Annotated in this window: 25 protein-coding genes; 8 read left to right on the top strand and 17 right to left on the bottom strand. The window is 60.8% G+C overall.

From position 1 onward, the window contains the following. Positions 1-8: 8 nt before the first annotated feature. Positions 9-1,181 (bottom strand): MFS transporter, encoded by a 1,173-nt coding sequence (locus tag ACFPWW_RS02860; RefSeq protein WP_377310265.1) that lies wholly within the window; start codon positions 1,179-1,181, stop codon positions 9-11. A gap of 482 nt (positions 1,182-1,663) precedes the next feature. Between ACFPWW_RS02860 and ACFPWW_RS02855 the strand changes: the two genes are divergently transcribed. Further along, positions 1,664-2,362: a type 1 glutamine amidotransferase domain-containing protein gene (locus ACFPWW_RS02855; protein WP_377310263.1), complete on the top strand. Its 699-nt coding sequence runs from the start codon at positions 1,664-1,666 to the stop codon at positions 2,360-2,362. Positions 2,363-2,599: 237 nt separating this feature from the next. Here ACFPWW_RS02855 and ACFPWW_RS02850 read toward each other — a convergent pair whose 3' ends face one another. Further along, entirely contained in the window at positions 2,600-4,486 is a 1,887-nt protein-coding gene (locus tag ACFPWW_RS02850; protein WP_377310262.1) for a DNA cytosine methyltransferase, read from the bottom strand. A gap of 226 nt (positions 4,487-4,712) precedes the next feature. On the opposite strand from ACFPWW_RS02850, the gene ACFPWW_RS02845 reads away from it, so the two are divergent. Genes ACFPWW_RS02845 through ACFPWW_RS02835 form a run of 3 tightly spaced genes read left to right on the top strand, consistent with a single transcriptional unit; the run spans position 4,713 to position 6,124 of the window. Then, a complete protein-coding gene (locus ACFPWW_RS02845; protein ID WP_377310260.1) occupies positions 4,713-5,102 on the top strand; it encodes a DUF1254 domain-containing protein in 390 nt (129 codons plus the stop codon). Further along, on the top strand, positions 5,083-5,850 hold the full coding sequence (locus tag ACFPWW_RS02840; RefSeq protein ID WP_377310425.1) for a DUF1254 domain-containing protein: 768 nt from the start codon (positions 5,083-5,085) through the stop codon (positions 5,848-5,850). The genes ACFPWW_RS02845 and ACFPWW_RS02840 overlap by 20 nt, the downstream gene beginning before the upstream one ends. Beyond that, positions 5,732-6,124 carry a DUF1214 domain-containing protein gene (locus tag ACFPWW_RS02835; protein ID WP_377310258.1) on the top strand — a complete coding sequence of 131 codons (393 nt, stop codon included), beginning with the start codon at positions 5,732-5,734 and terminating at the stop codon, positions 6,122-6,124. Before ACFPWW_RS02840 ends, ACFPWW_RS02835 begins: the two co-directional genes overlap by 119 nt. A 43-nt stretch (positions 6,125-6,167) precedes the next feature. On the opposite strand, the gene ACFPWW_RS02830 is transcribed toward ACFPWW_RS02835, so the two are convergent. From ACFPWW_RS02830 to ACFPWW_RS02800, 7 genes are all read right to left on the bottom strand, one after another. Continuing rightward, the gene (locus tag ACFPWW_RS02830; RefSeq protein WP_377310256.1) at positions 6,168-6,548 is read right to left on the bottom strand and encodes a hypothetical protein; all 381 of its coding nucleotides are present in this window, start codon (positions 6,546-6,548) and stop codon (positions 6,168-6,170) included. A 161-nt stretch (positions 6,549-6,709) separates the two neighbouring features. Next, positions 6,710-7,087, bottom strand: coding sequence for a response regulator transcription factor (locus ACFPWW_RS02825; RefSeq protein WP_377310254.1), 378 nt, complete (start codon positions 7,085-7,087; stop codon positions 6,710-6,712). Positions 7,088-7,224: 137 nt separating this feature from the next. Then, complete coding sequence (locus ACFPWW_RS02820; protein WP_377310252.1) at positions 7,225-7,848, bottom strand: response regulator transcription factor; 624 nt, start codon at positions 7,846-7,848, stop codon at positions 7,225-7,227. Then, positions 7,845-9,419: a sensor histidine kinase gene (locus ACFPWW_RS02815; RefSeq protein ID WP_377310251.1), complete on the bottom strand. Its 1,575-nt coding sequence runs from the start codon at positions 9,417-9,419 to the stop codon at positions 7,845-7,847. Before ACFPWW_RS02815 ends, ACFPWW_RS02820 begins: the two co-directional genes overlap by 4 nt. A 98-nt stretch (positions 9,420-9,517) precedes the next feature. Further along, positions 9,518-9,763 carry a DUF982 domain-containing protein gene (locus tag ACFPWW_RS02810; RefSeq protein ID WP_377310250.1) on the bottom strand — a complete coding sequence of 82 codons (246 nt, stop codon included), beginning with the start codon at positions 9,761-9,763 and terminating at the stop codon, positions 9,518-9,520. Positions 9,764-10,014: 251 nt separating this feature from the next. Then, complete coding sequence (locus ACFPWW_RS02805; RefSeq protein ID WP_377310248.1) at positions 10,015-10,956, bottom strand: HlyD family secretion protein; 942 nt, start codon at positions 10,954-10,956, stop codon at positions 10,015-10,017. Further along, a complete protein-coding gene (locus ACFPWW_RS02800) occupies positions 10,953-11,198 on the bottom strand; it encodes a DUF3302 domain-containing protein (RefSeq protein ID WP_377310247.1) in 246 nt (81 codons plus the stop codon). Before ACFPWW_RS02800 ends, ACFPWW_RS02805 begins: the two co-directional genes overlap by 4 nt. Positions 11,199-11,818: 620 nt before the next feature. Here ACFPWW_RS02800 and ACFPWW_RS02795 point away from each other — a divergent pair. From ACFPWW_RS02795 to ACFPWW_RS02780, 4 genes are all read left to right on the top strand, one after another. Continuing rightward, positions 11,819-12,118: a hypothetical protein gene (locus ACFPWW_RS02795; protein WP_377310245.1), complete on the top strand. Its 300-nt coding sequence runs from the start codon at positions 11,819-11,821 to the stop codon at positions 12,116-12,118. A gap of 135 nt (positions 12,119-12,253) precedes the next feature. Further along, positions 12,254-13,996, top strand: coding sequence for a hypothetical protein (locus ACFPWW_RS02790; protein WP_377310243.1), 1,743 nt, complete (start codon positions 12,254-12,256; stop codon positions 13,994-13,996). A 107-nt stretch (positions 13,997-14,103) separates the two neighbouring features. Continuing rightward, a complete protein-coding gene (locus ACFPWW_RS02785; RefSeq protein ID WP_377310241.1) occupies positions 14,104-16,584 on the top strand; it encodes an SH3 domain-containing protein in 2,481 nt (826 codons plus the stop codon). A gap of 202 nt (positions 16,585-16,786) precedes the next feature. Beyond that, positions 16,787-17,569 (top strand): outer membrane protein, encoded by a 783-nt coding sequence (locus ACFPWW_RS02780; RefSeq protein ID WP_377310239.1) that lies wholly within the window; start codon positions 16,787-16,789, stop codon positions 17,567-17,569. A 35-nt stretch (positions 17,570-17,604) separates the two neighbouring features. Here ACFPWW_RS02780 and ACFPWW_RS02775 read toward each other — a convergent pair whose 3' ends face one another. The 8 genes from ACFPWW_RS02775 to ACFPWW_RS02740 all read right to left on the bottom strand — a co-directional run bounded on the left by ACFPWW_RS02775 (position 17,605) and on the right by ACFPWW_RS02740 (position 25,886). Further along, positions 17,605-18,621, bottom strand: a complete 1,017-nt coding sequence (locus tag ACFPWW_RS02775) for an HAD family hydrolase (protein ID WP_377310423.1) — start codon at positions 18,619-18,621, stop codon at positions 17,605-17,607. A gap of 2 nt (positions 18,622-18,623) precedes the next feature. Next, entirely contained in the window at positions 18,624-19,595 is a 972-nt protein-coding gene (locus ACFPWW_RS02770) for a formylglycine-generating enzyme family protein (RefSeq protein ID WP_377310237.1), read from the bottom strand. Positions 19,596-19,703: 108 nt separating this feature from the next. Beyond that, positions 19,704-20,975, bottom strand: coding sequence for a BatD family protein (locus ACFPWW_RS02765; RefSeq protein WP_377310236.1), 1,272 nt, complete (start codon positions 20,973-20,975; stop codon positions 19,704-19,706). Next, complete coding sequence (locus ACFPWW_RS02760; RefSeq protein ID WP_377310234.1) at positions 20,972-22,483, bottom strand: VWA domain-containing protein; 1,512 nt, start codon at positions 22,481-22,483, stop codon at positions 20,972-20,974. The genes ACFPWW_RS02765 and ACFPWW_RS02760 overlap by 4 nt, the downstream gene beginning before the upstream one ends. Further along, entirely contained in the window at positions 22,480-23,472 is a 993-nt protein-coding gene (locus ACFPWW_RS02755) for a vWA domain-containing protein (RefSeq protein WP_377310232.1), read from the bottom strand. Before ACFPWW_RS02755 ends, ACFPWW_RS02760 begins: the two co-directional genes overlap by 4 nt. Continuing rightward, complete coding sequence (locus tag ACFPWW_RS02750; protein ID WP_377310230.1) at positions 23,459-23,968, bottom strand: DUF4381 domain-containing protein; 510 nt, start codon at positions 23,966-23,968, stop codon at positions 23,459-23,461. Before ACFPWW_RS02750 ends, ACFPWW_RS02755 begins: the two co-directional genes overlap by 14 nt. Then, positions 23,968-24,912: a DUF58 domain-containing protein gene (locus ACFPWW_RS02745; protein WP_377310228.1), complete on the bottom strand. Its 945-nt coding sequence runs from the start codon at positions 24,910-24,912 to the stop codon at positions 23,968-23,970. Before ACFPWW_RS02745 ends, ACFPWW_RS02750 begins: the two co-directional genes overlap by 1 nt. Continuing rightward, positions 24,909-25,886 carry an AAA family ATPase gene (locus ACFPWW_RS02740; RefSeq protein WP_377310226.1) on the bottom strand — a complete coding sequence of 326 codons (978 nt, stop codon included), beginning with the start codon at positions 25,884-25,886 and terminating at the stop codon, positions 24,909-24,911. Before ACFPWW_RS02740 ends, ACFPWW_RS02745 begins: the two co-directional genes overlap by 4 nt. Positions 25,887-25,935: the final 49 nt, after the last annotated feature.

Below are 25,935 nucleotides of genomic sequence, written 5' to 3'. Positions count from 1 at the left end.
CGTCTTGGCTAATCTGGTACGCTCTGCGGGCGCGCGGCGGACATGCGCCGCCCGACGATCAAGTCCTGCACTGAAATCATTCCCAGCACAAAAAGGAGCAACCATATCGCTGCGGTCAGTGTTAGAGAGACAGATGTCCAGCCAAGCATCGATGACGCCAATATCGTCCCAACCGAGGTGGATACCTTCAGCACCGAGAAGGTTTCGGCCCTCATTTCGGGCCTTGCCAATCTATTGATCTGCAGAGAGTAGTGAATACCGAGTGACGGGGCAAATAGTCCCACCAACGCGCAGCCGATGATCGACAACCCAAAGGAATTTTGAAGTACGAGCGCGATACCAATGAGGATTGCCGTCAGCATTCCGGCGACCTGGTGCCTCGAAAAAGCTCGGTTAAGGAAGCTATTTCCAATGGCGCCAATCAGGGAAGCCGCACACAAGGTTCCAGTGAACACTGCTCCATACCCCGCTTGAAGCCCAAATCCCATAGCAAGCAATACCGCGCCAACCTCGATCGCACTGATTGCGGCAGAACTGGCGCAAGCGCACGCTAACCAAATAAGGACATCTGGAGATATCGCTCTTCTCTTCTCCGCCTCCTCGACCCTCGCGTCGGCGGTCGGTGCTGACGGCAAGATGAGGGCAGGAAGCGCACCTAGAGCCGCGATAGCGGCTATCGCCAATGATGCGGAGACGGTCCCCAACGCCGCCGCCAAAATCGGCGTGACTAGAAAAGTAAGTTCGGTTGCGAAGGCTCCGAATGAAAGGAATCTGGTCATTTGGGTCGGTGCGACCAAGTAGTTCGCTGCGTTACGCAAGTGACCGAAGGCTGCACCTTGCACCACGCCGGACGCTACTGCCGCAACAATGAAAACCCAGTAGGGCGCACTCGCGCTGCACGCTACGGCGCAGCCAAACAGGGCCATGGTCCTGATGACAATGAGGATTTTGAAATACGTGATCGAGTTTGATCCGCGTCCCAGCCGGGCAACGGGTATGGCCCCTGCCAGTTGTGCAGCGGTCATAGCAGCGAGGGCTGTAGCGCCGCCCGCTGCATTACCAGTGATCGAAATAGCTGCCATAGCAAAGGCGATCGACGCTCCGGAACGTGGCACGCCGAACAATCCGTATGCGACCACCCAGCGGAGAGACCGATGACACTTCAAACTGCCCCCGTTCATTTTCCCGTCAAAATCTGGTCAGTCCCGTCCGAACCGACGGACGTTGTCGATCTATACCAAAACGCCCCGGCACTGATGCATCACGTCCTTCATCTTGCCCGATGCCCCGACCGTGTGAAGGTGAGCTTACCGCAAACTGGCACCAAGCACATCATACTATGGTATTGCCCAAAGCGTGGCTCCGGGCAGCAGCCGATGGCGGCCGGCATAGAGACGCCTTGGTCCAATGGACGAATTCGAAGCCGCCTGTCATCAAAGCGAAGATCGGATCTGTCAGCTTCAGTACGCCAAGCGTCGCTTGCCTATCGGAAGTTTCCGAACTCGGATCCTCACCATTCGGATCGTAATCATCTCTGGCAGTGAGCTGCACTTCGATACTTTGGTATCGCCGATACTAACGTCCAACTGCGCCATCCAACCATCGAGAGCATAGTCCCCGCCGCGGTCTCTTTCGGCTGCATAACCTGGAAGGAGATACTCCGATGAAGATACTAATGGTTTTCACCTCTCATGACACCCTCGGCAATACGGGGCGCAAGACCGGCTTCTGGCTCGAGGAGGGCGCGGCTCCTTACTACGTTTTCCGTGACGCCGGCATCGAACTTACTCTTGCGTCACCCAAAGGAGGACAGCCACCTGTCGATCCAAAGAGCGATCTCGCGGAGAACCAGACACCTGCGATGGCCCGCTTCAAGAAGGATCCCGATGCGCAAAAAGCCTTTGCCCACACAAAGCTGCTAAAGGACATGCGGTCGGAGGACTTCGACGCCATATTCTATCCAGGCGGCCACGGCCCGATGTGGGATCTGGCAGAAGATCAGGATTCGATCAAGCTGATCGAGGACTTCTACAATGCCGGAAAGCCTGTCGCTGCGGTGTGTCATGCACCTGGGGTTCTGCATCGGGTGACTTACAAAGGCGCTCCTATCGTGAAGGGCAAGCGTGTGACGGGCTTCACTAATACAGAGGAGGAAGAAGTTCAGCTCACCAACGTCGTTCCCTTCCTCGTGGAGGACGAACTCAAGCGGCTCGGCGGCCTCTACGAAAAGAGAGGAAACTGGGAGAGCTTCGCGATTACCGACGGTCGTCTCATCACAGGACAGAATCCAGCATCCTCCACAGCAGGCGCTCAGCATCTGCTAAAGCTGCTGACCAGTGGCCAGGCATCGATCGCGGCGTGACCACCGTGCCCCCAGCCTTGAGGGCGCAGAGCACTATCCTGCGGGCTTTGCCGTTAGATGGCGGCTATTGCGGGCGGAATGCCTTCAGTGTGTGAAGCAAACATCCTGGGTTTAGGAAGCGTCCCACGTGGATGTCGATCTGCGTTCCTGAGGCAACTCAAAGGCTCTCCTCCCGCGTGAGCAGTTATCATCGGAGGGCGATCCAATCTCCATGTCCTCGGCTGACCATTCTAGCGCTCAGCCGTTCGACACGAGGTTGCGCGCGTCTATCTCCCCAGGTTCCAGGGAAGGGGCTGCAACGAAGATCCTTTCTTTCTGAGACTCCGGCCAGAGCATCGCCTCCCAATCCCAATGCTTGGCCTTGAGCGCCGCGCGAATCGCAAGGCCCAGCGCCTGCGCCATCCGCGGAGGCACCGCGTTGCCAATCTGATCGGCAGTCGCCTGTTTGCCCCCGACGAATACCCAATCGTCCGGAAATCCTTGCAACCGGGCGCGCATTCTTGCAGTCAGGGCGGGCTTGAAACCCGGCTTCGACGCCTGCTCTTTTGTTGGAGCAGTGTCCGGTAGGCCTGCGATATCAACGCCCTTGGAGGCCCAGCGGGCTGCCTCCTTGGCGCGAGGCTTGCCACGACGTGTGACGATGGTCGACGCGACATCGTTGTTTTCCCGGCGCTCTCGGGCCCATTGATAGGCTCCTTCCCAGCCGTTCGCCGCCATCAGGTCAACGAGGACATCGCCAATATTGGTGCGTCGCTGCGGGAATTTCGGCGGCATGCGGAATGACAGTGCGAGATCTTTTCGGATTCCGATGAATAGGACGCGGCTTCGTTCCTGCGCCAGCCCGTAGTCTTTAGCTTGGATGCGATGAATGTCGACATCGTAGCCAGCACGCTTGAACCCGCGGAGGACGTCCGCGACGTGATCGGAATGTCTTGCCTGGAGCAGCCCATCCACGTTCTCAAACAAAAATGCTTTCGGCCGAATTTCATCGACGATACGAACGCATTCCGGCAGCAGGTCGCGCGGGTCTTCCTTCCCCAGTCCGTAGCCATCGGACGAGTACGGCTGGCATGGCGGGCCCCCGCTCACGAGATCGATATCGAGCTGACGATAGAGTCTGAAATCCATCGTTCGCACGTCTTCCTTGATGACTGTCCAGTCCCTGCCGTTGCGACGGAGCGTGGCGGCAGCGTGATTGTCGTATTCGACGAGCGCAACGTGTTCGAAGCCAGCGCGCTCAAGACCTATCGACATCCCGCCGGCTCCTGCGCAGATCTCGACGACCGTCAGCCTGTCACCCTGAGGAAGTTCTCGAAGGATTGCCTTATCCTCTCTATTCCCTGCCAGCGCTCGCCCTGTCAGCGAATTGAGTGACCGCAGCCAAGGATGCGGCTGCCCCGGATCAATTTCGCCGACGCCGCCCGCCAAAGGGAGCGTGCCGTCTTCGAGATGTATCAATGCGCGGTAGGCCACCGACAATTCGTATGCCGCCGAACGCGGTGTGAGTTCCTCGGGAGCATGATGGTCCGAACCAAACAGATTTTCGAACCCAATCCGCAGCTCACTGGCCTCGTAGCGGACGTCGTCCGCCGCGAGTTCGGCAGGGTCCCGCTGATCGATGATGCGTGATACGAAAAAATGAAGGCGATCTAGGAAGATCGCCGATGAATCCTGAACTCGCTTGCGCGCCGCCGCCGTCGCGATTTTCCGCCCCTGGTCGGCCATGACTGCTTCAGGCGTCAGCTTTGCCTCCCGCACATGCTTGCGGATGGTCGAAATACTTTTGAGATCGATCCTTGCGCCGACTTCCATTCTTTCGAGCACTTCAGACCTGGTCTCTTCGTCAGCTCCGACAAGTGCTTTGAGCACGGGGAATGAAATTCGGTGCCTCTCGAGCAGCTCCTCGCGGCCACGCAAGGTGCTGCCGAAGCGGACGTACGTCGACAACTCGGACGCAGGCATGTTGCATGTGACGCGCAAGAATTCGCGTGCTTCGTATCCCGTCGTCACTTTTGTGAGCGTTTCGACCTCTGCGGCCATCTCAAGTATCCGTGCCGCTATCTGCTTCTGCAGCTCCGTGATCCGACGCTTTGCCGCCGATAGTGCCTCCGCTTTCGAATTCATAGTGCCCTGCCAACTCGACTCGACCTGTTGGTGTGTCGTAGCGGCACAGGCGTTAAAGGCGCAGGAAAGCATTCGTTCAAATGCCGTTGATTGGCGGATTCAGTTTCAAGCGCGAGGGACGGTGGTCGTTGTTACCGTAAAACGCCTGCTCTGGTTACCGCAACGTACTTGTCTTGGCGGCTACTGCGCGCCCCGATACGGCGCCTATCGTTGCCGAGGAGAAGTCATGTTCAAACCGTTGCTCTTATCAATAACCATGACAATGATCTCAACGTTCAGTCTGGCTGCGTCAGGCCAGGGCGTCTCCGACCAAGAAGCCTACGAGATAGCCCGGGATGCCTATGTCTATGCCTATCCGATTGTGACCATGGATGTGTCTATGCATCAGTCGACGAACGTGCCGGATGCGAACACGATCCCGCTGCGGGCTCCGGTCAACCAGTTCGCGCATGCGCGCACCTACCCTCGCGCCGAGGACAGGGACGTCGTGCGCTACAATTTCGATACGCTCTATTCGCCCGTCTGGCTCGACCTCGCGCGGGGAGCCGATCATCCTGTCGGTTCCCGATACAGGCGGACGCTACTATCTGTTGCCGATGCTCGACATGTGGACTGACGTCTTCAGTGTCGTGGGCTTGCGCACGACCGGTGCCAAAGCGGGGAATTTCGCCCTCGTGGCGCCAGGCTGGAAGGGAAAGCTGCCGACCGGCGTGACCAAGATCGAAGCGCCGACATCGACCATCTGGATTCTCGGCCGCACGCAGACCAACGGTCCCTCGGACTACGACGCGGTTCACACGGTTCAGGATGGCTACAAGCTGACGCCCCTCAGCCGTTGGGGCAAGAGTTACGCGCCGCCCGCGAAGGTGTCAACCGATCCGGCCATCGACAACAAGACGCCGCCGCTGGTTCAAGTCAATAAGCTCGATGGCGTCGCCATGCTTGGCCAGCTTGCCAAACTGATGGCGAAATATCCGCCACATCCCAACGATTATCCGATCCTGTTTCGCGTGCGACAGATCGGGCTCGAACCGGGCAAGCCCTTCGATGCTGCGAAGCTCGATCCGGCACTTGTCAAGACGATCAACGCCGCCGCCAAGGATGCGCTGGCGGACCTCGAACAATCCGGAAAGAGTGGCGCCGGCATCGGCCTTCACGTCAACGGCTGGTTCTATCAGACCAGCACGGTCGGCACCTATGGAACCGCCTATAAATTGCGCGGCATGGGCACCCTCATTGGCCTGCGTGAACCTGCCCGAAGATGCGGTCTATCCGGCCTCCTTCGTGGACGGCGACGGCAAACCTTACAGCGGCGCCAACCGCTATGTGCTGCACCTCGACAAGGGCAAGCTCCCGCCCGCTAATGCGTTCTGGTCGATCACCCTTTACGACAAGGATGGCTTCCAGGCTCCTAACGCGCTGAACCGATTTGCGCTCGGCGACCGCGACAAGCTCACATTCAACGGCGACGGCTCGCTGGACATCTATATCCAGAACGAAAGCCCCGGATCTGACAAGGAAGCCAACTGGCTGCCGGCTCCGAAGGACGAGTTCAATCTCGCCCTGCGGCTCTATTCGCCGCAGCGCGCGGCACTGGATGGCTCCTGGACGCCGCCGCCGGCCAGGAAGGTGAACTGATGGCGGATTCCGGTGCGTCCTGTCCGGAACCTACCAGGCTCGACTATTCCACCGCGACCTTCGTGAAGCGGGGAAAGTAGCTTCCCGAAGGCAGGTCGATTTGTATCTCGTGGCTCCGGCCGTGGAGTTCGTAGAAACGCGACAAGGACATTCTGAGGCGCGCGGCCTCAATGCGTACGATTGGATCTGTTGCCGGGTCAAAGCTCGGCGTCCTGTTGAATATCCGCACGGCTATCGCATGCGGCGTTAACTCCGCATGCCGACCGCGGAACAACTCTTCAGAAACGAAGCGCAGGAAGCGCCTCTGGGGATCGGTACACCGGAGCCGGGGGTCGGAAAGCAGGCGCTCCAGTTCCGCGCGTGCTCCGGAAACCTTGATGAGACCATCGGCGACCGAATCTCCCAAGATCTTGTCCGCGTCCATAGGCAAACCTCGTTTTCCGCGTCTGTTCAGCATTTCGCTCAGGCGGAACGGAGGTCCCACCGCCGGATCATTCATGAATCACGGAGATGCAACAGCCTAGTTGGACCTTGGTCCACCTACTGAAAGGATGTTCATCCGGGATCGGAGCTGCAGGAGGTGGATTAGGAAGGGGTCGCGGTTGGCGATGCGATGGCGATGGCCTGCCGAACGGCATCCATCAGCAAACCGACGTCGACTGGCTTTGCCAGGCAAGTCACGGCGCCGCCGTCCGCCATCCGCTTCGCGACGTCGGAAGCGGCGCTGCTGATGGCAATGATGGGTATGGCAAACCCACCCGCCTTGAGGGTTTCCTGCACACTGAATCCGTCCATGCCCGGCATGCGCACATCGAGCAGCAGGCAATCGGGAACCTGGGCATGCAGGGATCGCAGGAAATCGGCGCCGGAGCCAAATAACGATGTCTCACACTGCTCTGCGGCGAGAACGCGCGCGAGCGCCCTTCCGAAATGCTGGTCATCATCGACGATCGCGACCTTCAAACAATTTACTCCTCGATCTCCGCGCGATGTTATGGCTGTTACGTGTTCTTTTGTAGCTGGTCTTTGGTCCAGTCGACCGGCGCTCCGGGAGCAGGATGAGGTGACGTGGGAAGGGCATCCCGCAGTCGCCCCAGCCGCTAGGGACGCTGCGACGGCTGCAGGCCGAGGCGATCCGCCAGGCGAACGAGTTCGGCAAGCGAACGCACCTTCATCTTTGCCATGACGCGTCCTCGATGGAGCTTGACGGTCTTTTCGGCAATGCCGATGTCCGCGGCGATCTGCTTGTTGAGCAGGCCTGCGATGACGTAGGAAAGGACTTCGCGCTCACGCGCCGTCAGCAGCCGATAGCGGCTGGTGGCGTCATCGAGCTCCAATCTGGCATTGCGCGATGAGAGGTCCTTGCCGATTGCCGAACTGATGGCGGTGAACAGCGCGTCTTCGTCGATCGGCTTCGTCAGGAAGTCGACGGCTCCTTCCTTCATGGCGCGCACGCTGGTGGGGATGTCACCGCGCCCGGTAATGAAGACGACAGGGCGGGACCTTCCCTCCGAGTCCTTCAGCGCGATCTGCAGATCCAGTCCATTCAGGCCCGGCATGGAGACGTCCACGACAGCGCAGCCCGGCACATCCGGGTCATGAGCGGCAAGGAACTCGGTCGGGGACGAAAACGCACGTGTCTCGAATCCCCTGACGGCCAAAAGTCGGGACAATGCCGACAGGATCGACGGATCGTCATCGATCAGGAAAACGATGGGATTCATGATGCCGACCGGCCCTTTCCCGGAGATGCCGGAACGGAGGTCAGGACGGTTGCTCCTCCGTAATCGTTGCGCATGGCCTGGATTCGCCCTCCGTGCCGTTCCACGATCGTCCGGCAGATCGACAGGCCTAGTCCCGTTCCCTTGGCCTTGGTGGTGACGAACGGCTCGAAGATCATGTCACTCACGTCAGGATCGATTCCAGGGCCGGAATCTTCGACCTTCAGCATGATGTCATTCCCGCTACGGCCGGTCACGATACGCAATTGCCGCAAACGCCCCGGACTGGATTCGATCGCCTCCATGGCGTTCGACATCAGGTTCAGCAGGACCTGCTGGAGCTGCGTCCGGTTGCCCCTGAGGATTGCAGGCTGCGGGTGAAGCAGGAGTTCGATGGCAATCCCGCGTTCGTGCAGGTCTCGGCTGACGAAGACGAGCGTGTCGTTGACGAGCTGGTTGAGATCAAGTTCCTCCATTGCCTGGCCGTCGCGGTTGAACATGCCACGGATGCCGTCGATGATCCCGCCGGCGCGGTGGCCATCTCTGGCGATATCCTTGAGGATCTCCGAAAGGACATCCTGATCAGGTTTCTCCTTGGCCAGTTCGTGCAGGCCGGCGCTGCCGTTCATGGCGATGGCTGCCAGCGGCTGGTTGATCTCATGCGAGACCACGGCCAACGTCGCATCGACCTGCATGAGCCGGGTTTCGCGCTCGTGGCGCCGCGTTAGCAGCGACACGGCAAGCCGACCATAGAGGGTTGTCATCTCCGTCAGCAGCCCCAACAGCACGAACGAGGAAGCCAGCAGTCCATAAAAACGGCTTTCGTACCAGACGAAGCTGAAGCGGTAGGTGGTGGAGCTGACAAGGAGGCTTGCGATCAACCACGCGCATAATACGACAAGGAGCCAGAGATCGAGCACGGATTCCCGTCGTTTCCAAACGAGCACGAGCGCGGCGATTTCGATCGGGATGATGACTGGAGCATCCACCGCCCATCTTCGATGTTCCGCGTCTATCATGATGTCGGGCAGTAGGGCGACGCCGCCGGTCGTAAGCCACGTCAGGCTGCACACGATCAACGCGACGATGCCGATGCTGGCAAAGATGCGGCCCGGCGTCTTGCGGTCAGCCAACTGGCCCCTGGCTTCGCGGTTCTTCAGCAGAGCGTAGGCGATGGCCGCAGAAGGCAATCCGGCGCGCCAAAATATTTGTAGGTAGTTGCTCGTCTGGATTTCTGCCCCCAGCAGGCCAGTAGGGCTGAAGGCGCCTGGAAAGGTCAAAGCGTGCGGAACGATGATGAGCGCCGTGAACATGTATCCGCTTGCCAAGGCCAGAAGCGAGCGCGAACCGAGAATGGAAACATGCGCGTAGAGCAGGGCTGCCGTGGCAAGATCTATGATGAACAATGCGACGTCCAGCAGGGGGACGAATATTGGGAGGCCGGAAAGGCGTAAATGCAGGAGCGGTGCCGTTCCAATGTAAACCGCGACCATCAGCATGACGATGACCAGTGCGAGGCGCTTATGAGCTCGGCTTGGCGGCAGCGTCGAGACGAGCAACGGTTGGTCTTCCACCGATTTCACCTGCTATGAAGATGTCCGCGACCCCGGAGTACACCAGCGTGTCACGCCGTCAGTCAGGAGTCTTTCGGTCGATTTAAGGTCCATCTGCTCTAATACTCCACAGGAACCGCTGCCCGGATCGCTGCTGCGATGAACGCCTTCCGCGCAGCAGAGGGTGTCTCGTTTCCTTCATACACATCGAGGCAGATGCGCAGCGCTTCGTCGAACTCCTTGCTGTGATCCTTGGGCCATAAATCAATCAGGCAGTCCGCCGCCTCTCTCGTCGTGCTGATGATCCTTGTGCCATGAGATTGGAGTTCAACCCTGACGGAACGCTCCCATCTCTGATCGTACATGCGCGATAATTCCCTTAGATCGATCAGGCCGCGGAAGAAGGCAACGACGGCGGTGGCATCGAATTCCAGGAATTATAGATCATCTAGCGTCTACGATTTCAACGATCTCTTGCGTGGAAGATGTGCGGTCGCGGCAATATTTCTGAATGGCCGCGACCGTGGAGGAATGGGCCTTCATCGCTGCAATCGACATCGGGCCGTTGCGGTCTGGAGCATCGCGGACTCCCGGCCGTTGGGCGGAATTACGTGGATCAGAATGGATTGACGTAGTTCATGATCGCGACCTGCCGGAGCAGCACCTTACGGATCAGATGCGCTGCTCTGACATGATCCGTGAAAATGGCGGCGGTGCCGGTGCTCCCAGCCGGAAGCTTGGATGCAAACGCGGCATCGTCGAGTGCGATCCTGACAACAAATGGAACACTCTGAATCGCCTCGGGCGTGACCGCCGTCCCCGACACCCTCGCTTGCCCGGTCGCCACTGCCTGTAAAACACTTTCGACCCTTCCGGAGTAAACCTTGCCAGGCATGAACTTGAAGGTCGCCTCGACCGGCTGGCCGGGTTGGATATAGCGCGCATCGATCTGCGGCACCTCGATGCCAATGATAGTTTCCGACGTGTCTATAAAGGCCATCACCGGAGATAGCGGCAGGCTGCTGACGCGAGCGCCCTGGCGAAGAGCCAGATTGGTGACGTAACCATCGGCAGGAGCACGCACCACTGTTTTTTCCAGGTCCCACTTCGCACCGGCCAGTTGTGCCTGAAGCTGCTCGACTTCCGATTGGCGCTGCTCGACATCGAACGCGCGGCCGGCCCCGCTTGTTTGCAGTCTCGTGGTTTCGGACAGGCGCAGTTGATTGAGGTCGAGTTGCGCTTGCAGCGCATCGACCTTTGCCTTGAATGGCAATGGATCGATCTTGAACAGAACATCGCTTGCTTTCAGCGGCGTGTTCGCTGTTGCCGCGACTTCCGTCACCTCGCCCGAAACATCGGGAACGATGGCAACCGAATTGCGGACCACCAGCGCCTTTCCTTGCGGCGCTCCCCAGTTCATCGGAATGAAGAGGCCGATCAACAGCAGGAGCAGGACCAGGACCGGCGACACCTTCCAGAATAGGTTGAAGGGTACAATGCGGAACTTGACCAGGCAAAAGAGAATGACGAGATAGACGTTCAGAAGTACGACGATCATAGCGCACTCTCCCGGCTGGTGACGCGCGGCACGTCGACATAGGCCCAGATCAATACGATTGGCCAGAGGGCAAAGCCGAGAAACAGCGTTATCCAACCGGCCACGGCGATAGCCTGTGCCCAGGGATGATGGCGCTGCGTGGCGATCATGCCTGGCAGCATGGCCAGGAAAACGACAACCGCGACAGTGCTCAGAACGAGCACGACCAGGACAATCCACGCGAACATATCGAGCACGCTCATGATGTCACCTTCGCATCTGAGGGACACAGGAGACGCAGGCTTGCGATGGCGTGCTAACCCCTCCGCCATTGCCTTCGCACAGGCAGAGAACGTCGGTTCTACGATCCACTTTCAGCCTTGCACCCCCCGGGGCACCTTGGAAGAACCGCCAATTCCTTGCCCGAATGGCGCCGGTGCATAAGTACGTTACCGTAACTTGGCGTAAATCGGCCGCTTCGCCGATCGCGGCTTTGCGATCAAGAACCAGCAGACGGTACTGCCGACAACCAGGCACCAGATGTTTGCGAGGGAAGGCCCGTCGCCGTCCATCCCCCAGGGGTGGTGCGGCTCCACTCAGGAGGTTTACACTTCCACGGCCTATGCGGCGGTTGCGATCAAGAGTTTAGACCGCACCAGACTGCCATGACGGCGAGCGATGCCTAGCTCCTGCACAATGCATCCCTTGCTGATTGCCTCGATTGCGATGAGTCTCTCTCGAGGAGGCCAAGCACCCGCAAACGTTGAGCGTAACGACGACGCCAAAGGCATTTAGGGATCGCTGTTACTGTAACGTACTTTCCGAAAGCCGGTATGGGCGCATACTTACGTGATTGATGCCGACAGGTGGCCGGGATGGTCTGATGAACAAGGGGTACGGCAGCGGAAGAGCCCAGACGGGTACGAGGGAACGAGGCATCTGGCGGCTGATGTTGAAGCTGCCCGCTGTCCGGGGCCGGCTTCAGATTCTTGCGGCCAAGCCTTCCTCCTTCGGAGAGTTGTTTGAAGCTTACGACGAAGCCTGCGCCACCCTCGACCGGCTTCTCAAGGAAACTGCCACCGGCAGGTCGCCAATGATCGACGAGTACAGGACCATCTGCGAGGAAATCGAATCCGAGGTCATACGGTACTGTGTCGAGCACGGCTCGAATATGCCGGAGTGATCCGGGATTCCGTTGAATTTGGCGAAAAATCAGTCACGCCTTGGTTTTGTCGACGCCCCATATTGCAACTTATTGTTTTCTAGGCGATAAATGCGTCCGTTCTACTTTAGACAGATCAGCACGTGCGGGGCGGCCATGGACGCTGAAGAACGCGACACGAGGGCTTGCGAAGTTTCAGAGGTGGACGCCAGAGCCGAGTTGGACCGGCTGCTATCCGATCCGCGATTCCACGCGACGGAGCGGGCGAGGGCGATTCTGCGATATATTTCCGAACAAGGATTCCGTGGACACTCACAAGGTGTCAAAGCCTACTCTATCGCAATCGACGTGCTCGGGCGGCCCAGCAATTTCGACGGCTCTCTCGATCCTATAGTGCGCATCGAGGTGGGCCGCCTTCGCACCGCGCTTGGCCAATACTACGAAGCGTATCGCGCTCCGGGCGGCATCGTGATCGACTTGCCGAAAGGGCGCTATGTCACCGTTTTTTCGGTATCTTCGTCGCCCGATTGCGAAATGGGCGGTGAAGTGGGGACGGAGCCTGCAGGGATCGACGAACGGGCGGCGAATGGCGATCCCGTCGCGCCATCGACCGGAAGAACTTTCCCGGTTGCGGGGCGACGGGCGTGGATGGCAATAGCGGTAGTCTGTTTCGCCGCGACGGCTGCCGTATGGGCATTGTTCGAATACAATGTGCCCTTGACCATGCGTCCAACAGCCTCGGTCGAGATGACGGCGGCAGATCCCGCCTGGAGCGGGGAGGCTGATGCCACGCGCAGCATGCTGCTGACGGCATTGACCCAGTTTCGGACGCTGACTGTGATGGGAGCTTCGTCAACGAACAGCACTCAATTTTCAGCCCGCCGCGCCTACGATACCAACGCCTATCGGATCGAGATGAAGTACTATGGCGATGGCGACGACCGGAGCGTGTGGTGGCAGATTGCGAAGATGGCGACGGGAGAGGTGCTCCGGTCCGGAGTCGAGAGGGAGGACGCGGCCGGCAGGAGTTCCACGGCGGTCAGCATGGCGCTTGCCGCCTCCCTGGCTAGGCGTTTCGCCTCCAGCGGCAGCGTGGTCAATGAAGCTGAGATCCAGGAGAGCGCCTCGCCCTCGCTCGGAAACGTCTGCGTGCTACGTGCGGAGCGCGCGCTCGACGATGGAGACGCAATCGCCATTTCGAAGTCCGCTGACTGTTTGGAGCGGACGACGGCGAATCATCCGGGCGACGCGGACGCAGGAGCGACTCTCGCCAGAATCTTGCTGGCAGAAAAGGTTGGTGCGGTCGACCAGGGGACTTTGACCAGGTCGTATGAGCTTGCTAGCCGCTCCGTGTCGCTTGCACCGCGCTCCGACCGGGCGCAGGTCGCTCTGATGACGGCGCAATTCGCAGCCGGGTGGATCAAAGCCGCGATCGATACCGGCAACAGGGCAATGTCCATTAATCCGAATAATCCGGAAATCAGCGCCAAGCTAGCCGCAGTCCTTTTTTCGGCCGGCTATTTCGATGCCAGCGTCTCGCTAGCGCGGGACGCACAGCGAAACGTGGATAAAGCACCCGGAGATGCCGTCGTTGTTCTTGCTCTGGACGCTTACCGTCGATCCGACTGGTCGGAGGCTTCGCTATTGGCCGAGCAGGTGCATGGCGGAGACTATGTGATCAAGGTGCTGAAAATCGCCGCCCTTGCCCAACTCGACTCGAACCAGGCGGCGTCGCGGCTTGCGGTCATGGCGCAACACGATCCTGAGTTCATCCGAATGTTTCACGAAATGATGGCGTCACGACGATACCAGCCGGCCATCGCCGCCTCGCTGGAAGACGGGCTGGCAAAGGCGGGCGCTAACCTCGATACCACGGGCAGCCTCGCGAGCGCCCGCTAGCGTAAATTTACGCTCGGCGGAGCCCATTTACCGTAACGTACTTGTTCCGACACCTGTCTCTGCAAGGCTCCGATGATGAAAGGTTTGGAGCGACGACGGAGGACGGAATGAAAAGGCTCGTGGCGTTGGTCGTCTCGACGTCGATGGCTGCTACGGTGGTTTCTGCCAGCCCTGCATCGGTCACAGCTACCGTGACGCTCCGGTCCGGACCGGGAAGCAGTTATGGAAGCGTCGCGACGCTGAAGGAAGGGAGCGAGGTCGATCTCGGGGAATGCGACGCGAGCGGGGCCTGGTGCGCCGTCAAATTTTCGGGCCGGAATGGCTTCGTTAGCGGCAGGTATATCAGCCGCACCGAGTCCGAAAAGCCGTCATGGCCGCGTAGTTTTACGACGAATAGCGGCGCAACCTTGACTCTTTTCCAGCCGCAGATCACCGACTGGCGGAACTTCACCGAGATTGACGCGCTGATTGCTGCGGAGCTCACGGCGAAGGACGGCTCCAAGCCAATCTATGGTGTCATCGGCGTCCAGGGGAAGACTGTAGCCGACGATGACGGCGATAACGTCCTCATCACTGATGTGCAGGCGACGCAGATCGATTTCTCGACGCTTGGGCGCAAGGAACTCGCCAATCTAGCGCTCGACGTCGGCAAGCTCATGCCGACCGATCCGATCACCGTCTCCCAGGAGCGGCTGACCGCGAGCCTTGCCGACTACAAGCGCCTGAACGATGTGAACGGCATCAAGTCCGATCCGCCCCTGATCGTCGTGAGTACCGATCCCGCCATTCTCGTGCAGACCGACGGCAAGGAAGTCTTGTCGCCGATGAAGGGTGTGGAGGGACTGCAATTCATCGTCAACACAAACTGGGATGTCTTCAAGACCACCGATCCGGATGCAGCCTATTACCTGAGGGATGACAAGAGCTGGTTGACCGCCAAGACGTTGGATGGAGTCTGGAGCCAAGTGGCCACCTTGCCGGACACGTTCGCCAAGCTGCCCGACGACGACAACTGGAAGGATGCCAAGGCGGCGATGCCGCCTGCGCCTTTCGCCGACGACAAGCTGCCGAAGGTCGTCCATTCCGACGTGCCGACCGAAATGCTGCTGTTCGACGGTCAGCCGAAGCTGGAGACCGTGCCCGGCACGGGCCTGAAATGGGCATCGAACACGACGAGCGACGTCTTCTATCGCGATGCGGACCGGCATTGGTACATCCTGCTTTCCGGCCGCTGGTTTTCCTCCAAGAGCCTCGACGGCCCCTGGACGTTCGCGACGCCGACATTGCCAGCCGACTTTCAGAACATACCGGAAGACGCACCCTATTATCAGGTGAGGGCGTCGGTGCCTGGCACGTCGGAGAGCGCCGAGGCACGTCTGAAGGCCAGCATCCCGCAAGTAGCGCGAGTTTCCGTCGACGGCAGCGTCACGGCCGATGTCGCCTATAGCGGCGAACCGAAATTCGAGCCTATCGACGGCACCAGCCTCACCTATGCCGTCAATTCGAACGAAGAGGTGATCAAGGTCGGCGACGCCTATTTCATGCTGAAGGACGGCGTCTGGTTCACCGCCAATTCTCCGAACGGTCCCTGGACCGTGGCCAAGGCCGTGCCGGACGAAATCTACAAGATCCCGCCGTCTTCGCCCGTCTATAACGCTACCTACGTCCGTGTCTATCAGACGGAACCGGACGCCGTCTGGTTCGGCTATACCATGGGCTATCTCGGAGCCTATCTCGCCTGGGACACCTTCGTCTACGGCACGGGCTGGGCTTATCGGCCCTATTGGGACTTCGGCTGGGCCGGCGGCTACTGGCCCTATTATCCGCGCCCGGTCACTTATGGCGTGGGTGCCTTCTACAATCCGGCCTACGGAACGTTCGGACGATATGGCTACGCCTATGGCCCGTACCGGGGGATCGCCGGGGGAGCCGCCTACAATCCTGCGACCGGAACGTACATCCGAGGTGGTGCGATCGCGGGACCGAACGGTCAGGCAGGGTTCATCACGGCCTACAATCCACGCACGGGCAACGCAGCCTTCGCCCGCGGCGGCTCGAACATCTACGGAAGATGGGGGACGGCCGGCGTGCGCCACGGCGGCGACTTCGCCCGCATGTCGGGCGGCCAGACCGCCAACGGCGGAGCGGTGAACTGGCACACTTCAGCCGGAAATCGCGGCTTCGTAGCCGGAAGGCAGGGCGGCGACATCTACGCTGGCCGCGACGGTAATGTCTATCGCAAGGACGATGGTCAGTGGCAGAAGCACACGGACAATGGCTGGCAGGACATCAATCGGCCGAATGCGGAGGGCCTCAAGCAGCAGGGACAGAATTTTGCGACCGCGCATCCGGATACTGCAAAGCGGATCCAGAACAACGTCTCGGAACGCATCCCGCGGGGTAGCAATGCGAGCGGGTATGCACCCGACCATCTCGCGATCGACAGGGCAGGGCGCGAGGCCGGCAACATGCGCGAACTCGGCCGTGATTTTGGCCGCGGCGACATCGGCGAGTTCAACCGGCCGCAATTCGGTGGCCGCGAATTCGGCGGTTTCCACGGAGGTGGCGGAGCGAGATTCCGCAGGTGATGAGGACCGGTCATCGGCGACAGTTGGAACAGTCGCGGTGTGACGGTTATCACCGCCGCCCGCACTTCAGGAAGAGGATCGGAATGCGCACATTTACGATGCCGTTTACGGTAACGTACTTCCTTGCGAAGCAGAATCATGTCCAATCGGTTTCGACCTACAATCTCGGTCGATCGCCTGCGCCATGAAAGGAAATCCACTGATGCGAACCACCACGCTGCTGTTGTCGGCAATGATGCTTTCCGCTCCTGTGATGTCAGAGGCCGCAGACCTGGCGCCGGCAATGGCGCCACAACCTGAGCCCGCCAATGCCGACAAGTGGGAATTTTCGTTCGCGCCATATATCTGGGCCGCCGGGATCGACGGCGAAACGGCCGTGTTCGGCCTGCCCACGGTCGAGACGCACCAGAGCTTTGGAGACATCCTTAAGGACATCGATTTCGGTTTCATGGGCGCCGGCGAAGCCCGCTATGGAAAGTTCAGCGTAGTGACCGACATCACCTATGCAAGGATCACGACGGATTCGGCGACACCGCGCGGCGTGCTGGCAGATGCGGTCGACCTGAAATCCGAGACCTTCGCCGCAATGCTCGGCGTCGGCTACTCCGTTCTCGAAAGCCCTCAGGGCCGCCTTGACGTCATCGGGGGAGCGAAGCTTTGGTCCGTCGAGACCACCATTTCCTTCAGCGGCGGCCCCCTGGGAGGCGTGTCAAGACGGGACGATGCGACGTGGGTCGATGCCATGGCCGGGATCAGGGGCGTATACTCGATCACTCCGGAGGTGTATCTGACGGGCTGGGGCCTGATCGGAGCGGGCGGTGCCGACATCGATTGGGATGTCATGGCCGGCATCGGCTACAAGTTCAGCGACAGGATTTCTGCGATGGCCGGCTACAGAGCGCTGGGCGTGAACTACAGCGACGACAGCCTTACGGAAGATATCGTGGAACACGGGCCGATGATTGGCGCGGTATTTCATTTCTGATCCGCAGAGCGCGAGCCGCGTCTCCGTAGGTTCGACTATTCTAAGGCGAAGATTTTCTTCCAGTCGCTCTTCATGTCGACGACGAGCCAGTTGCGGCGTCCGGCTTCGTCGAGCGCCTTGTCGAGCTTTCCAAATGCAGACTGGCGATCGTAGGCATATTCGCGATCACCATCCGTATGGTGGATCAGCATTGCAAAGTTTGGCCCGTTCGCCGCAGTCACCCAACGCATCATCTCGTAGTCGCCGTCGGAGTTGCCTGCGACGAAGATGGGCTTGCGCCCGATGAATTTGTTTATGCCGGCAGGCTTCCCGGGACCGTCGTCAACGAAGTCGATCTTCGGCAGCCGCCTGAGCACGGGCAGACCATCGATGATTGCGTATTCGGTAGCGATCATGCTTCCCACCACCTGTTCTGGCGGAATGCCGTAGACCTTTTCCGTGATCGTCCGCATGAACTCGACACCGCCGCCGGAGACGATGTAGGTCTTGAAGTCGTTGGCGCGCAGGTAGTCGAGCAATTCGCGCATCGGGAGATATGCCATGTCCGTGTAGAGCCTGCCCGTCTTCGGGTGTCCGGCCGTCGCGAACCAATCAGTCACTATCTTGTTGAACTCGTCTGTGGTCATGCCCGCATGCGTGGCCATCCCCACCTCGACGATCCCTTTCTCGCCGCCCTTTGCCAGCCCCTTCAGATCGCCCGCGAGGATGCTTGCGAAGGGCTCCTTCGTTTTCCATTCCGGATGCTCAGGCGCCAGCGTCTTCACCCGGTCGAGCATGAAGCCCAACTGGATGTAGAACGGCTGCTCGCTCCAGAGCGTGCCGTCATTGTCGAAGATGGCGATCCGATCGGCAGGAGCCACGTAGCCTTCGCCGCCGTCGGTCGTCGTCGCCTTGATGAAGTCGATGATGCGCTGACGGGCCGCAGTGTCGTTCCATGACGGCAAGACTCTGTCCTGCGCTGCTGCGGGGAGATCGGTTGCGCCGGTTGCAAGGCTGGCCGCCACGAGAGGGGGCCCCTTGACAAATGTTCTGCGCGTCATTCGGAGGGTCATCTTCACGTGCGATCTCCCGATGGATTTGCTCTTTTGATGCAGCGGAACCCGACATGGCTGGTCGAGGTGTCCTCCGGCTCGGCATGGCGGGCGGCGGGCCTGTAGCGGCGACAGTAGTTAGGTGCGCAGAGGTGGGAGCCGCCCTTGAGGACGCGCCGCGGAATCCTGATCGACGGCTGGCGGGGATCGTAGCTCGCCTCGGCGTCGCCGCCGCGCGGGTTGCTCGGGATGCAGCAGGAATGCTTGGCGGGCTCCGGGTGCCGGGTTGTCCAGTAGTCCGCCGTCCACTCCCAGACGTTGCCAATCATGTCGTAGAGGCCGTAGGCGTTCGACGGAAATGACCGCACGGCCGATGTCCGCTCGTGTCCCTTCGGTTTCGTCGACAGGGTCGGAAACGTTCCCTGCCAGATGTTCGCCATCGGCTTCCCGCCGGGCCTGAGTTCTTCGCCCCAGGCGTATTCGGTCTCGGATCCGCCACGCGCCGCGAACTCCCACTCGGCCTCCGTTGGCAGCTCCAGCCCTGCCCAGTCGGCATAGGCCTTCGCGTCCGACCAGGCGACATGTACCACAGGGTGGTCGAGCCTGCCGCGAAGATCACTGATGCCGCCGAGAGGACGGCGCCAGTTCGCGCCGAACTTGAAGGTCCACCACTGCGATATGTCGGAACCGCTCACCGCCTTCGGCTGGATGAAGAGCAGCGATCCCGCCCGTAGCATCTCGGGAAGCGCGCCCGGATAGTCCTTTGGGTCCGGGGCCTTCTCCGCCGTCGTCACGTGCCCCGTCGCCTCCACGAATTCCATGAACCTGCGGTTGGTCACGGGCGTCTCGTCGATCCAGAAACCATCGACCTTCACCGGATGGGCGGGAGCCTCTTCCGGATAGTGGTGGTCGGAACCCATCACGAAGGTTCCCCCGGGGATCCAGCGCATGCCAACCGGAGTGGTGTCGACGCCTTCCTCGAATATCAGTGCCATTTCTGCCTCCAATCGATGCTGCACCTTCGCGCAGGCGGTGGAGTGACGAAAGTACGCAACGGTAAACGGAAGCATTATTTACGTAAACGATCGCTTGGACGAACGGTGTCAGCCGGATGGATTGAGTTCCGGCAGTGTACTCCGGCGTCCCGCTGTAGTACCTTCCGCGCCGCGTCCAACGAGCTCGGCAGTGCGTCCCCGGTCGAAGTCGCCGTTGCCAGTTCCAAACAGTGCTGCTTCCAGATGCGTAATCTCCCTGGCAAGTTCGGGATTTCCCGCGGTCCACGCGCCCAGCGTCCGGAACCCCTCGGAAGCGCTCCAACACTGCAGAGCCGCGTAGACCTGGGGGAGTTCGGCCGACTGGATCGTGCGACGAAGCCGACGCAGGCGATATCGACGCGATTTCTTCATCTCGGCGCGCAGGTCTTGGAGCTTTCTCGCTGAGGCCGCCGGGATCCGTCGCATCATCCAGGCCAGCCAGATGGCGGCGAGCGCCACCAGGATATCAAGCGCGGTCTTCCGACGCTCTTCGAACGGGTTCTTCTGAGGCGTCTCGAGCTCTGGAGCGATGCCGTTCCGCGCCGGAGCGGGCACCACCGCGATCTCCGTCGCGGGCAGTTCGGCAACGGCTTCGGACGACGTGTCGAGATCGAACCACGGATAGCGCACTGGAGGAAGACTGAAGCTGCCAGCCGCCTCCGCCGTATAGACCAAGGTCTCGGTCCGCCTGCTCATGATGTCGCCCCGGCCTGCGGCGACGCCGTCCTCGAGCTGCGGCGGCTTAGCGTACTGCCGAACTCCCCGAGCCAGGCCCACGTCCACAGGCGGCATGAGCATCGCCTGCGTCTCCTTCGCCGTGACGACGATCGTGCGTGTGACCGCATCGCCGGCCTTTAACGCCTTCGGATCCGGATCGAAGGACTGCGTGATCTCAAGGTCGTGGGCAGAGAAGACAGCATGCGAATCCTGAACCGCGCTGACGACGAAGCTGGTGGTCGCGGTCGAAACGGACGCTTTGATTGGAGATGCGCCGGAGGAGTAGGTGAACTCGACCGCGATCGACGGAACGGTGAAGGTTCCGGCCTTCTGCGGAACGATTGCATACTGGCGGCGGATGCCAGAGTACTCGACGCCGTCGACCGTCTGCACGAGGTTCTGCGCCCGTTCCTCCGGAAGCGTGACCAGCGCATCCGGGATGTCGAAGAGCGGGAGATCCGGCGGCGAGGTGAAGAAGCCGGGGGCAAAGATGTCCACGGTCAGGCGCAACTGCTGGCCGGGCACGATCGTGTCGGACGTCTCGATCTCGCTCCGCACGAAGGGGTCGGCCGCAAGAGCAGGAAACCCGATCATCGTCGAAAGGAGGACGAGCAGAATTCTCAAGGTTTCTTCTCCTCCGCCTCGATGGCGAATTTGCGTGCCATCAGATCGGCCGGACTTGCCTGGATGTTCTTGATCCACATCTCCGACGTCTCCTCGGCCGTGTCGACGGTCCCGGCCTTTCCCTTCTTTCCCTTGTCGTCGAACTGGACGCTGTCCGGTTTCTCGTTGGGTTGATCCGGCTCCTCGTGGTCCTGCTGCTCCTTTAGAAGCCGCTTGGCGAGCACAAGGTTGGCCGCGGCCTCAGTCCAGCCGGGCCGCTTCTCGAGCGCCTTCTGGTAGGCTGCGGCGCCTTCTTCGAAATCGCCCAGATGAAGCAGCGCATTTCCCCTGTCGAACCATGCTTCCGCACTGTCCGAGAGTCCGAAAGCATCGGCGGCTTCCTGGAACTTGCCTGCCCTGTAAAGCGAAGTTCCTCTCCACATCGGATCCTTGAAGTGCCCTGCGGCCGCATCGAAATCGCCCCGTTCGAATGCGAGTCTTCCCTGCTGGTCGAGCGTCAGCCACATGTCCGCGAATGTTCCGGCCCGGGCTGCTTCAGGGTTGAGCAATCTGAGCGCGAGCATTACGACCGCAACACGGGCGACCCAGCCCCGGCGGAAGGAAAGTCCGAAGAAGAGCGCGGCCGGTATCAGCATCCACCAGCCGACATCGTGCCATCGATCACCCGCAGATGCCGTCTGGCGTGTGAAATTCGTCGCAACCTTCTGCACGATCCAGCGAACGTCGGCGTCGTCGTCGGTGAGCGTCGCGACCGAAGCCCCTGTATCGCGTCCGAACGCCTTGAGGGCCTCCAGATCGAGCTTGGAAACGCCACCACCCTCGATTGCCGCGCCCTCGGGGGTGCCCACGCCGAGCACGATGAGGCCACTCTTGATCGCCTTGGCTCCGTCGAAGGCCTCCTTCTCTACGCCGTCGGTCAAAAGCAGCACCGTCCCCGATCCGTCGCCCCCCTGCAGAAGGCGTTCCGACAGGCGCAGCGCAGCAGTGGTGTCCTTTCCGGGCTTTGGCATCAGGCGCGTCGCCAGAGCGTCGGTGTAGGATTCGATAAGGTCCGCATCGTCGGTGAACGGAACGACCAGATGAGCCGTGCCTGCATAGGCGACCACGGCAGTCCGGGCGCCGCTGCGGGCGGCCAGGATGTCGTGAATCTTGAGTTTCACGCGTTCGATACGGCTCGGACTGATGTCCTTTGCGTCCATCGCTGGCGATAGATCGACAGCGATGACCAGCGAGGCCGTGTCGGAGACGAATGGTGGCGGCTCGCGTTGCCAGGTCGGGCCCGCCACCCCGACGATTGCAAGAGCCAAAACCGCAGCCACCAGCCATGCGGGCGCGAGTCGGGTTCCCCGGTCCGGTTCGATGACCAGGCTGTCGAGTAGGTGCGGGGCGATCATCCCTTTCCAGCGGTCGCGGATATCGCCGGCACGCGACGCCATCCAGACGAGAACAGGGGGCAGCAGGAGTGCCGCCAGCCACCATGGCCGGAGAAAGTGAAACTCCGCAATCATGCCGCAAGCCTCCGGCGACGGATCAGGCCGATCAATCCTTCGAGCCCGTACCATCCGCCCAGAATAACGACGGCGGCGGCCAGCGGCCAGTGAAAGAGTTCGATGTGCGGCCGCCAGGACAGCTCCTTCTGATCTTCGGGCGTGATCTGGTCCAGCACGCCGTAGATCTTCGCGAGTTCCGCTTGATCGCTTCCGAAGAAGTAGCGGCCGCCGGTTTCCTCCGCGATCTTCTGCAAAGTGGCCGTGTCGAGCTTCTCCTCCCCGGTCGCGGACGGATTGCCGATGCCGACTGTGTGGATGGCGATCTTCTTGTCCTTGGCGACCTCCGCCGCCTTGAGCGGAGGCATACGGCTCGCGGTGTCGTTGCCGTCGGTCAGGACGATCATCACTTTCTCCGGCACCGTCGTCTTGTCGAACATCCGGATTGCGAGTCCGAGGGAGTCTCCCACCGACGTGCGTGGCCCGGCCATGCCTGGAATAAGGCCGCTGATCATCGTCTCGACGAGAGTATGGTCCGTGGTGAAGGGGGCGAGCGGGTAGGGCGCGTCTCCGAAGGCTATCAGGCCGATGCGGTCCCCCGAGCGTCTTGCCACGAAGTCAGACACCACGTTTCGAACGGCGTCGACGCGGGCTTGAAGGGTGCCATCGGGCGCGCGAAAGTCCTTCGTCTCCATCGACTGGGAGAGATCGAGTGCCAGGAGAATGTCGCGCTGAGGTTCCCGCTTGTCGATGGGCGGCTCCACGAATTGCGGCCGTGCCAGCGCGAGCACGATCAGACACCAGGCTGCGCCTTCCGCCACAGTCTGCGGCCAGGAGCGGCGCGCTACGATGGAGCCCTCGGACGGCTGCACCCCGGCCGCGCGCGCAACCTCGGTGAAGAACGGCAACCGGATGGAGGCCGAAGTTTCGCGCCGTGCCGGAAGGAGCCAAAAGACGAGAAGCGGTAGCGGCAACAGGACAAGCAGCCACGGAAGATCAAGCTGATACATGGTGCCTCTCGATCCATTGCCGGGCGGACGAGACTGTCGCTGTCGCCTCGTCATCCGACAGCGACGACACCCTTCGGTATTCGGCATCGTCGAGGAGGCCCCGGAGTGCACCGTTGTCGTGGGCGCCCGTCCTGCCGAGAAAGGCAAGAAAGTCCGCGGCGGACAGCGACGCAACCTGCTCCCGTGGCCACGCTGCTATCATGGTTCGCTTGAGAATTTCCGGCACACTTCGAAGCGCCTCGTCGCGCGTTGCAGCGTGCGCAAGTTGAAGGGTTGCCCGATCAAGCTGTCGGATCGCTTCCCGACGATAGGCATCGTGCCGATATCGCCTGATCTTCACGACCACCGATGCGACGAGTGCTGTCACCAACAATGCCGCGAGTGCGGCCCACCCCCAGGTCTGCGGAAGCCACAAGACCGGAGCGGGCTGAACGATGTCGTGCATCGTCCTAAGGGCGGTTTCGGTCGCCGGATCGAGTTTCGGCGCTGGATCCATCAGCGCCTCCGCTGTCGCCAGGCGGACTGTTCGAGCAGCCGGCGGAGCTGAGGCGCGGTCTCCTCCGCCGCCGAGACAGGAAGCATGGGAAGACCAAGTTCTCGCTGCCACGCGCGAAGCTCGCGTCCGCGGTCGCGAGCAAAGCGATCGACGGCCTGCCGCATCGACCGCTGACCGAAGGCAAGCTCCGCCTGAAGATTGCCTCCGCTGACGACAAGGTCGCCTGATGTCGGCAGTTCCAGAAGAAAGGGATCGTAGACCAGTAGGCAGATCACGTCGTTCGTCGCAGAAAGGCGGAGCAAAAGCTCCCGTGTCTGGTCATCGTGGCCGTTAAGATCGCTGACGAGGATGACCAGATGATCGTGATGCGCGATTGCAGCCGTCCTGTGCAGGACTTCGTTGAGGATGGCTTCGGAAGACTGGAGAGGCGAATTAGCTCGAAGCACACTGTTCGCCTTCGCGACCCGGTCGGCGAGCGCGATCACCGCGTTACGGCTGCGGTGAGGCCTGACTTCGTCAATTCCCGCGTCTGAGAACACGAAGCCTCCGACCCGGTCCCCCGAGCCGAGAACGCGCCACGCGCACAGCATTGCGGCTTCGGCGGCGGTCACTGATTTCATCGAGCGGCGGCTGCCGAAGAACATGTTGACGCGTTGGTCTACGAGCAGGAGCGCGGGCCTTTCCTTCTCTTCTCCGTAGACCCGCACGACGGGCTTTGATGTCCTTGCGGTGACGCGCCAGTCGATCGAGCGGATGTCGTCGCCGGGCAGATATTCCCTCAACTCCTCGAAGATAAGCCCGCGACCGCGCAGGGAGGACTGCGTGCGCCCGGCAAGTTGCTGATGGCTTCGTGCCTTCTGGACGAAGGAAAGATCGCGGGCGCGGCCTTCCAGCGCGACGAGCTCGGCGGTGGTTACATGAACCCGGTCGCCAGCCGTTGTCATGACACAGCCACCTGTTCGACGATCCTGTCGATCACCTGATCGGCGCCCGTGTTCGAGGCGTGGGCGTCGTAGGATAGTATGAGACGGTGGCGGAACACGTCGTGGACGACGGCCTTCACGTCGTCGGGCGTGACGTAGTCCCGGCCCTTGAGCCATGCATGGGCGCGGGAGACCTTGTCGAGGCCGATCACGCCGCGCGGACTGACACCCACCTGCAGCAGCTTCGCCAGATCCTTGTCGTAGCGATCCGGATAGCGCGTCGCGAAGACGAGGGCGACGATGTACTTCTCGACAGGATCGGAAACGGCTATGGCACCGATCTGTTTGCGGGCCTCGAAGACGGCGTGCGGGTCAAGCCGTTGGGCAGCCGCATGCTGCGCACTGCCATGGGCGGCGTTCTCCTCGTCGCGGTTGAGCCGCATGATGGCCGCCTCGGACTTTTCGTCCGGGTAACCGACCTCGACGTGCATTAGGAAGCGGTCTAGCTGCGCTTCCGGAAGAGGATAGGTGCCTTCCTGTTCGATGGGGTTCTGCGTCGCCATGACCATGAAGAGTTGGGGCAGCGGGTAGCTCTTGCCGCCGACGGTCACCTGACGCTCCTCCATTGCCTCCAGCAATGCGGACTGCACCTTGGCGGGGGCGCGGTTGATCTCGTCGGCAAGGATCAGGTTGGCGAAGATCGGTCCCTGCTGGAACTTGAACTCGCCCTTGCCCCCTTCGGAGAAGTAGATCTCAGATCCGGTGATATCGGCAGGCAGCAGGTCGGGAGTGAATTGGACGCGGGACAGTTCCGAATTCAGATTTCTCGCCAGGCTCTTAATCGCCCTTGTCTTGGCAAGCCCCGGCAGACCCTCGACGAGCAGATGGCCGTTCGCCAGCAGGCCGAGCAGCAGTCGTTCGACCATCGCTTCCTGGCCGATGATTGATTGTCCGATGTGTTTGCCTAATTCGAGGATGTCGTCGCGTGCAGTCATGGCGAATCCAGGCGTTGCTTCCTATGAGGATGGCGCGGCCTGGGCCGCG

The sequence above is a fragment of the Rhizobium sp. GCM10022189 genome (genome assembly GCF_042656325.1).
Classification (GTDB): domain Bacteria; phylum Pseudomonadota; class Alphaproteobacteria; order Rhizobiales; family Rhizobiaceae; genus Rhizobium.
The sequence above is the reverse complement of the archived record's forward strand: the minus strand, read 5'-3'. Positions and strand labels throughout refer to the sequence as shown.

Bases quoted from the DNA above. Each gene is read 5' to 3' on its own strand.
- ACFPWW_RS02860 (WP_377310265.1), bottom strand. From the start codon at position 1,181: ATGAACGGGGGCAGTTTGAAGTGTCATCGGTCTCTCCGCTGGGTGGTC.
- ACFPWW_RS02855 (WP_377310263.1), top strand. From the start codon at position 1,664: ATGAAGATACTAATGGTTTTCACCTCTCATGACACCCTCGGCAATACG.
- ACFPWW_RS02850 (WP_377310262.1), bottom strand. From the start codon at position 4,486: ATGAATTCGAAAGCGGAGGCACTATCGGCGGCAAAGCGTCGGATCACG.
- ACFPWW_RS02845 (WP_377310260.1), top strand. From the start codon at position 4,713: ATGTTCAAACCGTTGCTCTTATCAATAACCATGACAATGATCTCAACG.
- ACFPWW_RS02840 (WP_377310425.1), top strand. From the start codon at position 5,083: ATGCTCGACATGTGGACTGACGTCTTCAGTGTCGTGGGCTTGCGCACG.
- ACFPWW_RS02830 (WP_377310256.1), bottom strand. From the start codon at position 6,548: ATGGACGCGGACAAGATCTTGGGAGATTCGGTCGCCGATGGTCTCATC.
- ACFPWW_RS02820 (WP_377310252.1), bottom strand. From the start codon at position 7,848: ATGAATCCCATCGTTTTCCTGATCGATGACGATCCGTCGATCCTGTCG.
- ACFPWW_RS02810 (WP_377310250.1), bottom strand. From the start codon at position 9,763: ATGTACGATCAGAGATGGGAGCGTTCCGTCAGGGTTGAACTCCAATCT.
- ACFPWW_RS02805 (WP_377310248.1), bottom strand. From the start codon at position 10,956: ATGATCGTCGTACTTCTGAACGTCTATCTCGTCATTCTCTTTTGCCTG.
- ACFPWW_RS02800 (WP_377310247.1), bottom strand. From the start codon at position 11,198: ATGAGCGTGCTCGATATGTTCGCGTGGATTGTCCTGGTCGTGCTCGTT.
- ACFPWW_RS02795 (WP_377310245.1), top strand. From the start codon at position 11,819: ATGAACAAGGGGTACGGCAGCGGAAGAGCCCAGACGGGTACGAGGGAA.
- ACFPWW_RS02790 (WP_377310243.1), top strand. From the start codon at position 12,254: ATGGACGCTGAAGAACGCGACACGAGGGCTTGCGAAGTTTCAGAGGTG.
- ACFPWW_RS02785 (WP_377310241.1), top strand. From the start codon at position 14,104: ATGAAAAGGCTCGTGGCGTTGGTCGTCTCGACGTCGATGGCTGCTACG.
- ACFPWW_RS02780 (WP_377310239.1), top strand. From the start codon at position 16,787: ATGCGAACCACCACGCTGCTGTTGTCGGCAATGATGCTTTCCGCTCCT.
- ACFPWW_RS02775 (WP_377310423.1), bottom strand. From the start codon at position 18,621: ATGACCCTCCGAATGACGCGCAGAACATTTGTCAAGGGGCCCCCTCTC.
- ACFPWW_RS02770 (WP_377310237.1), bottom strand. From the start codon at position 19,595: ATGGCACTGATATTCGAGGAAGGCGTCGACACCACTCCGGTTGGCATG.
- ACFPWW_RS02760 (WP_377310234.1), bottom strand. From the start codon at position 22,483: ATGATTGCGGAGTTTCACTTTCTCCGGCCATGGTGGCTGGCGGCACTC.
- ACFPWW_RS02755 (WP_377310232.1), bottom strand. From the start codon at position 23,472: ATGTATCAGCTTGATCTTCCGTGGCTGCTTGTCCTGTTGCCGCTACCG.
- ACFPWW_RS02750 (WP_377310230.1), bottom strand. From the start codon at position 23,968: ATGGATCCAGCGCCGAAACTCGATCCGGCGACCGAAACCGCCCTTAGG.
- ACFPWW_RS02745 (WP_377310228.1), bottom strand. From the start codon at position 24,912: ATGACAACGGCTGGCGACCGGGTTCATGTAACCACCGCCGAGCTCGTC.
- ACFPWW_RS02740 (WP_377310226.1), bottom strand. From the start codon at position 25,886: ATGACTGCACGCGACGACATCCTCGAATTAGGCAAACACATCGGACAA.